14 protein-coding genes are annotated in these 15,003 nt (G+C 40.3%); 6 read left to right on the plus strand and 8 right to left on the minus strand.

Features of this window, described 5'->3' with window-relative positions:
* Nucleotides 1–20: 20 nt before the first annotated feature.
* From metG to CQA63_RS06450, 4 genes are all read right to left on the minus strand, one after another.
* Nucleotides 21–1,931, minus strand: a complete 1,911-nt coding sequence (gene metG, locus CQA63_RS06435) for a methionine--tRNA ligase (RefSeq protein ID WP_104699754.1) — start codon at nt 1,929–1,931, stop codon at nt 21–23.
* A 17-nt stretch (nt 1,932–1,948) separates the two neighbouring features.
* Complete coding sequence (locus CQA63_RS06440; protein WP_233706591.1) at nt 1,949–2,227, minus strand: hypothetical protein; 279 nt, start codon at nt 2,225–2,227, stop codon at nt 1,949–1,951.
* A complete protein-coding gene (locus tag CQA63_RS06445) occupies nt 2,220–3,059 on the minus strand; it encodes a class 1 fructose-bisphosphatase (RefSeq protein ID WP_104699753.1) in 840 nt (279 codons plus the stop codon). Before CQA63_RS06445 ends, CQA63_RS06440 begins: the two co-directional genes overlap by 8 nt.
* 67 nt (nt 3,060–3,126) lie before the next feature.
* Nucleotides 3,127–3,795 (minus strand): hypothetical protein, encoded by a 669-nt coding sequence (locus tag CQA63_RS06450; RefSeq protein WP_104699752.1) that lies wholly within the window; start codon nt 3,793–3,795, stop codon nt 3,127–3,129.
* Nucleotides 3,796–3,918: 123 nt separating this feature from the next.
* Here CQA63_RS06450 and rpe point away from each other — a divergent pair, with 123 nt between their 5' ends.
* Together rpe and CQA63_RS06460 are read left to right on the plus strand one after the other, a co-directional pair.
* A complete protein-coding gene (gene rpe / locus CQA63_RS06455; RefSeq protein ID WP_104699751.1) occupies nt 3,919–4,569 on the plus strand; it encodes a ribulose-phosphate 3-epimerase in 651 nt (216 codons plus the stop codon).
* A 3-nt stretch (nt 4,570–4,572) separates the two neighbouring features.
* On the plus strand, nt 4,573–5,340 hold the full coding sequence (locus CQA63_RS06460; protein WP_104699750.1) for a 3'-5' exonuclease: 768 nt from the start codon (nt 4,573–4,575) through the stop codon (nt 5,338–5,340).
* Here CQA63_RS06460 and prmC read toward each other — a convergent pair.
* Nucleotides 5,337–6,173 (minus strand): peptide chain release factor N(5)-glutamine methyltransferase, encoded by an 837-nt coding sequence (gene prmC, locus CQA63_RS06465; RefSeq protein WP_233706589.1) that lies wholly within the window; start codon nt 6,171–6,173, stop codon nt 5,337–5,339. The two genes, CQA63_RS06460 and prmC, sit on opposite strands and share 4 nt — an antisense overlap.
* Complete coding sequence (locus CQA63_RS06470) at nt 6,157–7,407, minus strand: M48 family metallopeptidase (RefSeq protein ID WP_104699821.1); 1,251 nt, start codon at nt 7,405–7,407, stop codon at nt 6,157–6,159. The genes prmC and CQA63_RS06470 overlap by 17 nt, the downstream gene beginning before the upstream one ends.
* A 152-nt stretch (nt 7,408–7,559) precedes the next feature.
* Here CQA63_RS06470 and pyrG point away from each other — a divergent pair, with 152 nt between their 5' ends.
* Both pyrG and recJ read left to right on the plus strand, forming a co-directional pair.
* Nucleotides 7,560–9,176, plus strand: coding sequence for a glutamine hydrolyzing CTP synthase (pyrG, locus tag CQA63_RS06475; protein ID WP_104699748.1), 1,617 nt, complete (start codon nt 7,560–7,562; stop codon nt 9,174–9,176).
* 2 nt (nt 9,177–9,178) lie between these two features.
* Nucleotides 9,179–10,783 carry a single-stranded-DNA-specific exonuclease RecJ gene (gene recJ, locus CQA63_RS06480; protein WP_104699747.1) on the plus strand — a complete coding sequence of 535 codons (1,605 nt, stop codon included), beginning with the start codon at nt 9,179–9,181 and terminating at the stop codon, nt 10,781–10,783.
* Here the strand turns inward: recJ and CQA63_RS06485 are convergent.
* Both CQA63_RS06485 and CQA63_RS06490 read right to left on the minus strand, forming a co-directional pair.
* Nucleotides 10,735–11,802, minus strand: coding sequence for an AI-2E family transporter (locus tag CQA63_RS06485; protein WP_104699746.1), 1,068 nt, complete (start codon nt 11,800–11,802; stop codon nt 10,735–10,737). The two genes, recJ and CQA63_RS06485, sit on opposite strands and share 49 nt — an antisense overlap.
* Before the next feature lie 241 nt (nt 11,803–12,043).
* Entirely contained in the window at nt 12,044–12,364 is a 321-nt protein-coding gene (locus CQA63_RS06490) for a hypothetical protein (protein WP_115511845.1), read from the minus strand.
* Nucleotides 12,365–12,857: 493 nt separating this feature from the next.
* Between CQA63_RS06490 and CQA63_RS06495 the strand changes: the two genes are divergently transcribed.
* Nucleotides 12,858–14,150 carry an O-acetylhomoserine aminocarboxypropyltransferase/cysteine synthase family protein gene (locus CQA63_RS06495; protein WP_104699744.1) on the plus strand — a complete coding sequence of 431 codons (1,293 nt, stop codon included), beginning with the start codon at nt 12,858–12,860 and terminating at the stop codon, nt 14,148–14,150.
* A 23-nt stretch (nt 14,151–14,173) separates the two neighbouring features.
* A complete protein-coding gene (locus CQA63_RS06500) occupies nt 14,174–14,989 on the plus strand; it encodes a cyclase family protein (RefSeq protein ID WP_104699743.1) in 816 nt (271 codons plus the stop codon).
* Nucleotides 14,990–15,003: the final 14 nt, after the last annotated feature.

Consider the following 15,003-nt stretch of genomic DNA (forward strand, 5'->3'; position numbering starts at 1 on the left):
AACTTCCTTGAGTAGAGAAATTAGCTAATCTTGCTCCCGTTTTTTCGCGCCTTATCCACGCTAAGGAGCGATAAGCCATTTTCATCAGAACTAGCAAGTATCATTCCCTCACTGATTTGCCCCATAAGTTTTGCTGGCTTGAGGTTGATAATAAGGCATACTTGCTTATGAATTAGATCTTTAGGCGTGTAATGTTGGGCAATGCCTGAAATGATCTGTCGTGGCTTGTTTTCCCCAATATCTACTAAGAGTTTCAATAGTTTTTGACTTTTTTCTATAGCTTGGCACTCCACAATCGTGCCTATGCATATATCAAGCTTGTGGAAGTCTTTTATATCAAGCAGATTTTCTCTCACTTCTTCTTTTTCCTTATGTGTTTGCTGTTGTTTGGGTTTAGATTCTAAACGTGGGAAAAGCGGTGGAATCTTCTCTAAAGTAATGAGTGGGAGGAGCTGATTTTTTGTGATATAAGATTCAAAGCTTTTGGCATTTATGTCTAAACCCAAGGAGCGCGCGATTTTTGTAGCATTTTTAGGCATAATGGGATAGAGGAGAATGCTCCCCTTAGCAAGGATATTGGCTATAAGGGCTAGTAAAGCCATAGCTTGGGTATTTTTATGCTCTTTAATGAGATTCCATGGTTCATATTTGCTAATGGCGTGATTACCGAGACTAAAAATCTTCCATAATTCTTCAATAAAGCGATGAGGTTGCATAAGGTGCATTTTCTCTAAAGCATTGTGTATGTATGTATGAAGTTGCTCTAGCTCATTTTCAAAATATGCTCTCACATCGGTGCTATCTATGCTTAAGTCAAAGTATTTCTCACTCATACCATAGAGCCGATTTAAGAGATTGCCTAAATCATTGCCCAATTCTGTATTAATGCGCTCAATCAAAGATGTTTCACTAAAGTCTCCATCTTGCCCAAAGGGCATTTCACGGAGTAAAAAATACCTTAAAGGCTCTACGCCATATATATCTGCCATTTCTTTTGGATTCACCACATTGCCGATACTTTTGCTCATTTTTGCTCCATCTCTTGTCCACCAGCCATGTGCGTAGATATGCTTAGGTAGCGGGAGAGAGAGGCTCATTAAGAATCCAAGCCAATATATCGCATGAAAGCGCAATATATCTTTACCTACAAAATGTATAGCTCCCTCCCAATAAGGCATTTTGGCATTATCACTTAAATATCCAAGCGGGCTAAGATAGCTTAAAAGCGCATCAAGCCATACATACATTACATGCTTTTTACTATCATCTCGTGTAGGATTTTCTGGTAGGCTTACCCCCCATTCAAAACTCGTGCGAGTAATGGAGAGGTCATTTAAGCCATTTTGGACAAAGTTTATAATCTCATCTTGATAGAATGCGGGGGCAATCATTTTAGGGTGTGATTTGAGATATTCCAAAATAGGCTTCTCATACTTGCTTAATGCAAAAAAGTAGCTCTCTTCTTGCACAAGTTGGGTTATCTTCCCGCAATCAGGGCAAGATTCATTTGCTCCTAGCTGCGTTTTGGTAAAAAAGCTCTCACAAGAGATACAATAATGCCCCTCATAGCTGCCCTTATAAATATCTCCTTTTGCATACATAATCTCAAATGCCCTCTGCACACTAAGGCAGTGAGATTCATCAGTGGTGCGCACAAAAATATCATAATCTATGCTAAATTCATTCCACAACTCACGGAATCTTAGGCTAATTTTATCCGCATAAGCTTTGGGGCTAAGGGCGTGCTTTTGGGCAGATTGCTCTATCTTCTGCCCATGTTCATCAGTCCCTGTGGTGAAAAGCACATCTTTACCCTCTAGGGTATAGAATTTTTTTAGCATATCAGATAAAAATGTCGTATAAGCATGCCCGATATGAGGGACATCATTGACATAATAAATAGGCGAGGTAATGTAGATTTTTTGCTCCATAATACTCCTTTAGGAATCTAGTTAAAATCAAAATTGCCTTGTTGTCCTTTAGACATACTCTCATATACGGCTTTTACATACGCATCGCGCACTTCACAGCCTATAAAGGATTCACACAATGAGCAGCTTTTTAGGGATTTATCATGCTGGCATTGCTGCAAAAGGCTTGTTTTCTCTTGTAGTCTTTGCTCATAAATATCATCTCCTTGCTCTATTGCAGCTTGTGCTGAAGCTCCTATTGAAGTCTTTATGGGAGATTCTATTGCTATGTTTTGGGCTAGGTTTGCTTCATTCATAAATATTCCTTACAAGTTTCATTTCTTCAAGGCTACCAAAAAAGCAAGGTGTGCTCTCATGGATATGCCCCACTTCAAGGTCTAAGATTCTTTGTGTGCCTGTGCTCGCTTCACCTCCTGCTTTCTCATATATGAAAGCAAAGGGAAATACCTCAAAAAGCTTGCGTAGCTTGCCTTGAGGCGCATCGCTTGTGGCAGGATAGCTAAATAACCCTCCGCCTTTAATGAGAATCTGGTGTAAATCAGGCACTGCCCCGCCAGAATAGCGCAAGCGATACCCTTGTGCAAAAAGTGATTCTATGAGTGTTTTATGTTTTGCTTCCCAATGCTTTTGCGTGCCACCGGGTGCGTTGATATAGCCCTTTTTCTTTAGCTCTAATGCCCCTAAGTTTTGCCATATATTTCCATTGTAGTGATAGTGCAAGACTTGCTCTTGGGCTATGACTATTTCAAGGGCAGGTCCATAAATGATATAGCCACTTGCTATGAGTGCTTGTGCGCTAAGCTTTTGATTATAAATACCAAAGATACTCCCCACGCTAAGATTGCTATCAATGAGTGAAGAGCCATCAAGTGGGTCATATGCCACAATATATGGAGCATCTTGATATGCTGAATAATGCAGCTCTGCTTGCTCTTCACTGCAGATACCCTTTACACAAGGGAGCTCAAGTAATGCCTCTTCAAGGATTTTATCTGCTTTGACATCTACTTCAAGCTGTGTATCTCCGCTTGTATTTGTGCTCTGCAAATAGCCTCCCTTGTGGGTTTTAAGCAATGTGTCTATATGGATAGCAGATTCTTTTAGCGTTTCAATAATCATATCTACCATTTCATCTCCTTATATGGGTCATCTCCTTAATGTGGCACGCTCCTTTGTAGCTCCAAGATTCTAATATTCAAAGTTTAATGATTTTCTTAAGCTCTAGTTCAAAGCTACTTGCGGCGATCATTGGGGAAATGCTCGCGTGGTGGGCAGGTTTATAGAGTGGGATATTTGTATCACTTAGAGGTATTGCGTTCCACGCATGCCCTATAAGAGCGATAATATTCGTACGCCGTAAATATGAGGGTTTATCTGCTATATAGACATTCTCCCATTTTTGAAGATAAGGCGGGCGGATTTTGGGCGTATGATAGCCCACAGGATCAAGGGTAAGGAGGTAATGCAGCGGGGTATCAAGGCTATGTTGCAGGGCTTTATAAAAATTACTTCCTCCCCATGAGTGAGCGATCACAAAAAGCGGGAGCTGATATGCACAGAGGCTTTTTAGATAAGTACTAAAAAGCGTGCTGCTATCAAAGCTTGCATATATTTTAATGCAAGAGGGTGTGTTAAAGACTTCAAACTCCCTATATACCGCACACATAATGGTATCCCAAAAGCCGCCTATAAAGATTACAATAGCCTTAGGGTTGCGTGGAGATAGTATATGTTGCATAGGTATGCTAAAGCCATAGTTGATAAAGGCTTGCTTGGGCTTTATGAGTGTATCTGGGCAGATAAATGTAGGCATATACAATGCTTTAAGCTTAGACATTTTCCCTCCGCCATACTTTCTCCCCATCACTATCTCTCCCCCTTATTTTTAGAGTAGAGTATTGTAGCTATAAAGTTTAAGGTTTTAGGCAGGTGTAGCTTTTTGTGTTACAATCATTTTTAAAGTTTATGGCATACATAAAGGATAAGAATGAAAAAAGAAGTGCTTGTTTCCCCTAGTATGCTCGCAGCAGATTTTCTAAGATTGGGAGAAGAGGTAGGGCGTATTTGTGCTGCGGGTTGTGATTATGTGCATATAGATGTCATGGATGGGCATTTTGTGCCAAATCTTACCATGGGTCCTTGCGTGGTAGAGCATATTGCTAAGGCTTCTTCTAAACCCCTTGATATTCATCTTATGGTAAAAAATGTGCCATTTTTTGTAGATTTATTTATCCCCTTAAAGCCTGCTATTTTAAGCGTGCATATAGAGGAAGTGGTGCATTTACATCGCCTTATTTGGCATATTAAAGATGCGGGTATTAAGGCTGGTGTGGTGCTTAACCCCCATACAAATGAGCAGCTTTTAGAATATATCTTGCCTGATATTGATGTCATCTTGCTAATGAGTGTGAATCCGGGCTTTGGCGGGCAGAGCTTCATTCCCTCTAGTCTAACCAAACTTGCTAATCTCAAAAAAATGCGCGATAGATTAAATCCTGCCTGTATGCTAGAGATTGATGGGGGCGTGAGTGATAAAAATATCCAAGCTTTAAAAAATGCGGGGATTGATATGGTGGTGGCGGGAAGTTTTGTGTTTAACTCACAAGATTATGCGAAATCCATAGCTGCCCTTAGATAGTCTATGACCTATTCCCAACTTTTTGAAAGACTGCGTTTAAGGCGTTTAGAGCCTATGAGCAAAAAGCAGTTTTATATGTATATTAAAAGTATAGGCGGGCTTTATGCAGATTTAGATTCTGAATTAGAGTTACTCAAAGGCTGTGGTGCGCCTTTAGATATAGAGGTGCGTAATGATGGCATGTACTTTAGTCTCAATACTTTTAAAAAGCTCTGGCGTGAGAGTGATTTGGTGTTTGTAGATATTGAAACCAATGGCTCAAAGCCCAAAAGTAGCGATATTATAGAGATTGGCGCGATAAAAACTCGCAATGGTGAAATTATAGAATCTTTTGAAAGCTTCGTGTATGCTGCTTGCGTGCCTGAAGTTATTAGTAACCTTACAGGTATTACTTCTAAAGATATAGCCCATGCCCCTAAAAAAAAGGAAGTCCTAGCAAAGTTTCGCACATTTTTAGGCGATAGCGTGTTTGTGGCGCATAATGTGAATTTTGATTACAATTTTTTAGATATTCACTTGCGAAAGTGCGGTATGTTTGGCTTACTTAATCCCAAGCTTTGCACGATAGAGCTTGCACAAAGAACGATCCCTGCACGTCGATATGGGCTTTCATATCTCAATGACTTTTTAGGCATACACACTCCTGTTTCTCATCGTGCGTACGCTGATGCGCTAACAAGTTTTGAAATTTTTAAAATCGCTATGCTGATGTTTCCCTTTTGTGTGGTGAGTGTGCAGGATTTGATTGACTTTTCAAAACATCGCCTTTAGGGGAAATACGCGCTAAAGCCCCTATCTAAACCGCTTAAATCTTTAAAAAAGTGAATATGCTTTGCCCCTTTTAATAGCGCTTCTAGGGCTGCTTTTTGATTATAACCTATCTCGCAAACAAGCCATACATTTGAATAATTTGATACAAGATTGATAATCTCTCTATATACATCTAGTCCGTCTTTACCTCCAAAAAGAGCGACTTTTGGCTCAAAGGTGAGGGGCTTGCTGATAGGATAGCCCTCTTCTATATAAGGGGGATTGCTCACTAGGAGCTCAAAGCGAGGGGCATTGGGTGGGAGCAGGGAGCAATGCTGCAGAGTGATGTTTGCGTTTTTTGCGTGTGTGGCGATATTTTGCTTGGCTACATTTAAGGCTTCTAGGCTTATATCTGTGGCGAAAAAGTGGCATTGTGGCATAAGCCTAGCAAGTGTGGTGGTAATCACGCCTGAACCTATGCCAATCTCTGCTATAGAGCGGATATTATGGGATTCTATAATCGCCCTTGCTTCTTCAATAAGCAGTTCAGTCTCTGGGCGAGGGATAAGCACATCTGGATTCACAAAAAATTCATACCCATAAAAGCTCGCACTTTGTGTGATATACTCAATAGGCATACCATTTTTACGCATTTTGATAAGCGAGAGATAGTGCTCTGCAAGGGGAGATTCTACAGAATCTTTAGTATGTGTGTGGAGATACACTCGAGGTTTTTTAAGGATAAAAGCAAGGAGAATCTCACTCTCAAAATGTGGCTTGAGATTTAGCTCTTCTGCCACATTTTGCAGCTCTAAGGAGCCCTGTTTTAAGAGTGCTTCAATGCTGGATTTCATAATCAAGGGCTTTAAGCCTTTGTAAGAGTGGAGGATGTGTGCAATAAAAGAAAATATATGCAGGGTGGGAGCTTGGGAAACTTTTATTTTCATTCACAAGCCGCACAAGAGCATTTGCAAGGCAGTGTTTGCTTGAAATATGAGCACCAAATTCATCAGCGGCATATTCTGCCTTGCGGCTAAAATAGCCAACTAGCGGCATAAACCAAAAAGCAATGACAGGAGAGATAAGGAGCATAATAATAAGTATGCCAGATCCATTATGAGCTAAGCCTAATGCGTTAAAAAGTGCGCTAGGCAAATGCCCCACGACAAAAAAGAGCACAAAAAGCAAACTTGCCATAATCACTATATTTTTAAGTATGTCCTTATGCTTAAAATGCCCCAACTCATGTCCTAAAATCGCAATGAGCCCATCGGCACTGATTTTATCAAGCAAGGTATCAAAGAGCACAACTCTCTTACTCTTCCCCAAGCCGCCAAAATACGCATTAAGCCGCCCATCGTGCTTAGAAGCGTCCATAACAAAAACGCCATTACTTTTAAAGCCTATGGTATTAAGAAGTGATTCTATACGTGATTTGAGATTTTCATCATCAAGCGGGGTGAATTTATTAAAAAGTGGGGCAATTAAGGTGGGGTAAATGCAATTTGCGAGTATCACTATAGCAAGGAGTGCTCCAAAGCCTAAAATCCACCACAGCCTAAAATTATCAATAATAAAAATAAGCAATGCAACAACCGCACCGCCAATAATCACACTCAAAACAAATGTTTTTAACAAATCTGTAATAAAAATGCGAGGTGTTTGCTTAGAGAAATGAAATTTTTTATCAAGCCCAAATACTTGATAGATAGTAAAGGGGAGGTTTGCAATGCTATTTAAGAGCACAAAGCTTAGCACCAGAGCGACATCATAATAGAGTGTATTGCCCTCTAAAGAAAAGGCAGAAGAGAAGTTGGCTTGAGGGAAAAAAGATTCAAGCCCCGCAGAGAGCCAGCTTAAGCCAAAAGTAAGCCAAAAGATGAAAATAAGCATTTCATAGAGCTGAGAGATGATATTAAGCCTAAGGGAGGCGAGGGCATATTCTCCTGCTAAGATATAGTCTTCTGATTCTAAAAGAACGGCAGGTTTATGCAACTCTAGTTTGATATGTTTGCTTTGTAGCATAGCTAAAATAATGCTTGGAATGGTATATGCACAGATAAATAGACCAATAGATAAAAGCAGAATATCTTGCAATGTATGCTCCTTATTGATGTTAATTAAAGCTTGGATTAGAGTAGAATCATAGGTAAGAAAATACAAAATAAAGTAAATTAACGAGCTTTTAACCACGGATTTAATATTATTGCCAATCTAATTTATCACTTTAAAGGCTTCGCATGGCTCAATATATATTTGTAACAGGAGGGGTTCTAAGCTCTCTAGGCAAGGGCATTACCTCTTCTTCAATAGCAACCTTACTTCAACATAGCGGCTATAATGTATCTATTCTTAAAATTGATCCTTATATTAATGTAGATCCGGGCACAATGAGCCCTTTAGAGCATGGGGAAGTGTTTGTGACCTGTGATGGAGCGGAGACGGATTTAGACATAGGGCATTATGAGCGCTTTTTAAATAAAGATTTTCATAAGACTAATAACTTCACTACCGGGCAAGTATATATGTCTGTGATTGAAAATGAGCGCAAAGGCAAATATTTGGGGAAAACGATTCAGATTGTCCCCCATATTGTAGATGAAATCAAAGCGCGCATACGACTTGCAGGAGAGGATAGAGATTTTCTTGTTGTAGAGCTTGGAGGGACGGTTGGCGATATAGAGGGTATGCCTTATTTGGAAGCTATGCGGCAAATGAAGCATGAGCTAGGATCAAATCAGGTAATTTCTATACATGTTACACTCATTCCCCTTATACGTGCCGCAGGGGAGCTTAAAACTAAGCCCACGCAGCATTCAGTGCAAGAGTTAAGGCGCATAGGGATTTCCCCGCAGATTCTCGTAGCACGATGTGAAAAAAGCCTTGATAAAGACTTAAAGCGCAAACTTGCGATGAGTTGTGATGTCGATGATGATAGCGTGATTGTCGCAGAAGATACAGAGAGCATTTATAAATGTCCTCTTAATTTTTTAGATGAGGGGATACTTATCCCCATAGCAAGGCATTTAAAGCTAGAGAAATTAGAGCCCAAAATGGATAATTGGAATATGCTTGTTAAAAAAATCATCGCCCCAAAGTCGCATATTACCATTGGCTTTGTGGGTAAATATCTTAGCCTTAAAGAATCATATAAATCTCTTATAGAATCGCTTATCCACGCAGGGGCAAATACCGACATAGGTGTGAATATCAAATGGATTGATAGTGAGGCGCTCATTCAAGAGCCAAGTTTATTACATAATGTAGATTCTATCCTTATCCCCGGGGGCTTTGGTGAGCGGGGCATAGAGGGCAAGCTTAATGCCATTAAATATGCGAGGGTTGAGGGCATACCGATGTTAGGGATTTGTTTGGGTATGCAGCTTTCTTTGATTGAGTTTGCACGCAATGTGCTAGGGCTAGCTGAGGCAGATTCTATAGAGTTTAATCCCCACACGAAAGAGCCTGTAGTGTATTTGATTGAAGATTTTATTGATACACAAGGCAATATGCAGCTAAGAACGCATACTTCACCTATGGGTGGGACAATGCGCTTAGGCGAGTATGAATGCTCCTTAAAAGAGGGTAGTAAGCTCTATGAAGCCTATGGGCGCGCAAGCCTTATTAAAGAGCGACATCGTCATCGCTATGAGGCAAACCCCGCTTATAGGGATCTTTTTGAAGCACATGGCATGGTGATAAGTGCGCAAAGTAATGGACTTATAGAGGCTATTGAGTTATCAAATCACCCTTGGTTTGTTGCCGTGCAATTCCACCCAGAATTTACCTCTCGCCTTCAACGACCAAACCCCATTATCCTTGAGTTTGTCAAGCATACCTTAAAGCATAAAAAATAGCCATGTCTTATCCTTATATCAATAAAGCAGATGTCGTGGAGATTCTTAAATCTCGCGATGTGCAAAGAGGCATTTTCTCACTCTCTCATCTCCCCCTTCCGCAGAGTTTAGCTCATATCACACAAGGGGCGCAAATTGTCGCGCAATGTATTAAAAATGCCAAAGAAGTGCTTGTAGTGGGGGATTATGACGCAGATGGGATATGCGCAAGTGCGGTTATGGTGAAGTTTTTTAAGCTTTTAGGCTATGAGCGTATGCGGCTTGTTATCCCTAATCGTTTTATCGATGGCTATGGCATTAGCGCGGCATTATTGCAAAAGCATGCCCATAATGCCGCTGTGATAATCAGTGTAGATAATGGCATAAGTGCGATGTGTGCGGGGGAATGGTGTGCGAAAGCGCATATCCCGCTTGTGATTACAGACCATCATACCCCAAGTAAAGAACTCCCAAAGGCTAGTGTGATTATTGACCCTCACCTGCCTCAATGCTCTTTCCCTCAAAAGGACATTTGTGGTGCGGTAGTGGCATGGTATTTTTGTGCTGCACTCAAAGAAGCCTTGCAAGCAGATATTGATATGAAATGCTTTTTTGAATACCTTGCCATAGCGAGCATTGGTGATGTAATGCCCCTTGTGGGGATTAATCGCATACTTGTGCAAAAAGGCTTGCAAGCCTTGCAGAGTGCGAAAAGCCCTTTGGCGGAGTTTCTCTGCCTCAAATATAAGTATATCAATGCACAAACTTTAGCATTTTATATCGCCCCGCTTTTAAACTCTGCAGGACGTATGGCAAGTGCGGATATTGCGTTGGAGTTTTTAGTGTCTGAAAATCTCACCCAAGCACACCAACTCTATGCCAAGCTTTCATCTTTAAATGCAGAGCGTAAAGCCATTCAAGCGGAGGTTTTAGCAGCCGCTAAAGAGTGTGTTATAGAGAAGGAGCATTTTATTCTAAGCTATGGGGAGGGCTGGCATGAGGGGGTATTAGGCATTGTGGCGGCTACTTTAGCTAAAGAATATCAAAAAAGTGCCTTTGTGTTCAATAAACATAAAGATGTGCTTAAAGGCAGCGGCAGAAGTGAGGGAGGAGCAAATCTTATAGGCAGCATTACTTGCGTAGATTCTTATTTGCTTCACTTTGGTGGGCATAAGGGCGCGGTTGGCTTAAGTTTAAGTGTGGATATATTAGAAGATTTTATAGGCACTTTAGGGGAGCATTTTATGTATGAGGCACGAGCACAAGAGCCCATACTTGGCATTATTGGCAGTGAAGAGATTGATTATGAGCTTTTGGCATTATGCGAGGAGTTTGCTCCATTTGGGGAGGGGAATCCCATACCTTTATTTATATGCGAGGATTTGCTGATACAATCCATAAAGCCCATAGGCAAGGATGGCAAGCATTTTGAATATGTCCTTTATGATAGGAGGGCTCATATTAAGCTTGTGGGTATTGAGTTTTTCGCTCCATTTATGCGTGAGGTAGGGCAGAGTGGCGATGTGTGCTTTGAGCTAAGTAGAGATGAGTTCCGCTCCACTTTGAAGCTAAAAATTATTCACTTTACTCCCAAGTCTTCTTTGCCTAAATCTGTCTTAATGGTTTGAGTTTTGCAGATTCTTAAAAGTGAGATAAAGAGCGCGGTGAGGGCAGGGGCGATGATAATCCCCCAGAATCCAAGACTTGTAAGCCCCGCTAAAATCGCAAAGAAAATCAGCAATTCATTGATTTTCACTGAAGTTTTTAGCACTTTTTTATTGATAATGCCAATTAAAATGGGCTTGATGATATTATCAATCAACACCGCGCATACTACAAGCGCATAAACAGCGATGATAATGGCATTTTGCGTATGCCCAAGATAGAATTCATAAAACCCAAGTGGTAGCCACACTAAGCCCCCGCCGATGATAGGCACAATGGAAGCTAGTCCATAAAGCATACCAAAAAATATCCCATCATAGCCAAAGAAAACAATCATCACGCCAAAGGCAAAGCCTTGCAAAACGATATTGAGTAATGAAGTATAAAAGACCACTTTAATGGTGTTAGTTACTTCATTAGAGACAAGCGAGATTTGGGCATTATCAAAGGGTATAAGCTCGAGTACATACATATATGCTTGCTTCCCATAGAGGAAGTAAAAGAATAAAAACACAATGATAAAGCCTGTATCTACCATAAATCTTAAACTTGACTTGCCAAGTTGGGAACTGAAGTTAAAGATATAGCTAAGGATGGAGGTAGCTGATATATTTTGCAGAGCAGATTCAATTTTGGCTTGAACTTCGGGGAATGAAGCAAAAAGGGAGAGAATCTCCCCCTTAGCCCCCTCGATAAATGCGCTAAAGGCAGAGGCATTAAGTGTGAGCTCTGTGGCTTGAGTGATGATACTTTTAATCAAAAAAAACAATGGCACAAATAAGAGCAACACAAGAATACACACACTAATAAAAGCAGAGATAATGGGGTATTTGATATGGTGTGAGAGATAAGTATATAAGCCAAAAGTCGCAATAGAAATTAAAAGTGCTATAAGCATATCCATTAAATATGCAGAATAAACATAATACATCGCATATGCACTTAAGCCAAATATAATCCAAAAAAACGCGCCGGCTTTCATTCTAAGCCTCCATTACCTTAATAGAGTTCAATGATTTAGGGATTTTACTTAGAGAATCTTAATCTTTCATACCTTTATGTGATGTATGTGATGGAATAATTGCATATCAATGCGGACTCCAAGATTAGGTAAAAAGAGGGGATAAAAAGAGGGGGCAAGAAAGAGGGATAAGTTTGTTTTCTTAAGTAAGGCGTAAGTGTATTGCTTAATTGCAGTTTATTTAAAGACTTTGTTTAGTTTGTCAGCCCTTGCTGGTAGGCGTGATGGCTACCGAAGAATTGCTACTTGGATTTCTAGCAGATTTCATTCCGTTGTCATTCTGAGGGAGCGTAGCAACCGAAGAATCTCTGTGGGCTTTCTGTGAATCATTGCTTTTTGGATTTTTAGTAAATGTTGTTAGTTTGTCATTCTGAACCCCTGCAAGGGGTGAAGAATCTCTTTTGACGACTAGTGATTCTTTAAGAGATTCTTCGGTCGCACTTCGTGCTCCCTCAGAATGACAAGCTAACGGATTTTCTAGTAATCTAAAAGAGATTCTTCGGGCATAAAGCCCGCAAGACATGACAAAATAACTGCCTTTCTAGTGTTTCTGTTAAGGAGTCTTTAGCGGATAAGAGAGATTCTTCGCCTGTTTCACAGGCTCAGAATGACAAACTAACCACACAGGCGAGAAGCTCAAACCACACCCAAAAAAGGGCAAAAAAGTTAGTATAGAGTGCCCCCCGCAGGGCTTTAGGCGGTTTGCAAAATTTATTTTTGCAAACCAAGACATCAAATCAATACAACCACTCAAAACTTCCAATAAGATATTTGGGTTATGATACACTTTTGGCTTCATCTTCCTTGAGAGTAAATGAAAATGTGAATTAAGCATGTTATTACCGAGAGATAACTCGCTGTATTTCATCAAAAAATTAAAATTACAATATGTATTTTAAAAAATATGTAAAAAAGTAACATCTCCGCAAAAAATTACATATTTTCATATATTACATATTGTAATCTCATTTTTTTGTGATAATATCACCTCGTTAATTTTAAATAAAGGACACAAAATGGCAAATTTAACACATAATAAATTTTCACCAGATACGCTTGCATTACACGCAGGTTATACTTATGATACACAGCGCACAATGAGTGTGCCAATTTATCAAAATACCGCCTATAGTTTTGAATCCCTCCAGCAAGCCGCAGCACGATTTGGCTTGCAAGAGTTAGGGAATATCTACTCCAGACTTACAAATCCCACGGTTGATGTCTTAGGGGCTAGGCTAGCTGCCCTAGAGGGAGGGGCATTTGGTGTGCCTACAGCAAGCGGGGCGAGTGCGATTTTTTACGCGCTTGTGAATTGTGCGCAAAATGGCGATAATATTTTGTATTCAAACAAAATCTATGGCGGCACACAAACTCTGCTTGTGCATGTTTTAAAGCGTTTTGGCATAGAAGTGAGGGTTTTTGATATAGATGATATAGAAAATTCCCTCCCCAAGCTGATAGATACAAAAACTAAGGCAATTTTCTTTGAAAGTCTCTCAAATCCGCAAATTTCCATAGCTGATACAGAGAAAATCACTCAAATTGCTAAACAAAATAAAATCATCACTATTTGTGATAATACCGTTGCTACAGCATTCTTACACAAGCCTTTTGATTATGGTGTAGATGTAGTGGTATATAGTTTGAGTAAATATATCAATGGGCAAGGAAGTGCGCTAGGTGGGGCGATTATAGAGAGAAATGGCTTAAATGCGCTGATTGAAGATAATCCACGTTATCCTGCCTTTAATACCCCAGATCCTAGCTATCATGGGCTTATATATGCGAGCCTCCCCTTGCCTATTTTCTCTATACGCGTAATTATTGAGTGGCTAAGGAATATCGGGGCGACTTTAAGCGCGCAAGCGGCATGGATTATTTTGCAAGGTTTGGAGACTTTAGAGCTTCGTATTAAAAAGCATAGCCAAAGTGCATTGAAAGTCGCAGAGTTTTTACAATCTCACCCTAAGGTAAAAAGTGTGGCTTATCCGGGGCTAGATTCTGATCCTTATAATGCCTTGCTAAAGAAATATTATACCAATGCCCTAGCAAGCGGGCTTTTGAGCTTTGAGGTAGAAAGTCATCAAAAGGCGCAGCAAATCTGTAATGCGACAGAGCTTTTTGCGGTGGTTGTGAATATTGGTGATAGCAAAAGCCTTATTATTCACCCTGCTTCAACCACGCATTCTCAACTTAGCCAAGAAGAGCTGCTATCTGCGGGTATCACGCCAAACACAGTGCGCCTAAGCATAGGTTTAGAAAATGCTGATGATTTAATCGCGGATTTAAAGCAAGCCCTTGAATCATAAAAATAAACACAAAAGGAGCATATATGAAATCTTTGACTTTAAGCCTTTTAGCGGCAATTTTATTCCTTGGCTGTTCAAGCTCTCCGCAAGAGAGTTTGAATACAGATAAAACACTTTTAGAAGCATTGCAAGTGTTGCAAAAGGGCAAATGGATTGATTTGACTCATAATGTAAGCCCAGAGATTCCACGATTTGGGGCTTTCCCTGCTTTGGAGATAGAGACTCCCTATAGTGTGGCAGAAGATGGATTCTTTGTGCATAAGGTGAGTTTTGTAACGCAATATGGCACGCATATTGATGTGCCTGTGCATTTTGTAGATAATAAACGCACTTTAGAGCAAATCGAGCTTAAAGAGTTTATTTTGCCTTTGGTGGTGGTGAATAAGGAGCGCGAAGTAGAGCAGAATCCGGATTTTATTTTAAGCGCGCAGGACATTTTGGATTGGGAGGCAATACATGGGGAGATCCCTAGCGGGAGCTTTGTGGCTTTTGCAAGTGGGTGGAGCAAAAGATTTGGTAAAAGTGATTTTAGCAATAAAGATTCTAAAGGTAATCCTCATACGCCCGGCTGGAGCATAGAAGCACTTGATTTGCTTTTAAACAAAAGGGGAGTTGTGGCTATAGGGCATGAAACTTTTGATACCGATGGCAGCGCTGATGTGGCAAAAAATGGCTTTTTTGAGAGTGAGAAATTTGTACTAGCACACAATAAATTCCAGCTAGAGATATTAAATAATCTCACGCTTTTGCCACCAAAGGGAGGGCTTATTGTCATAGGTGTGCCTAAATTTGAGGGATTTCCCGGGTTTCCTGTGAGGGCTTTTGCGATTGTGCCCTAATGGGCTAGATATGT

It is taken from the genome of Helicobacter marmotae, assembly GCF_003364255.1.
In the GTDB taxonomy this organism is placed as follows: domain Bacteria; phylum Campylobacterota; class Campylobacteria; order Campylobacterales; family Helicobacteraceae; genus Helicobacter_C; species Helicobacter_C marmotae.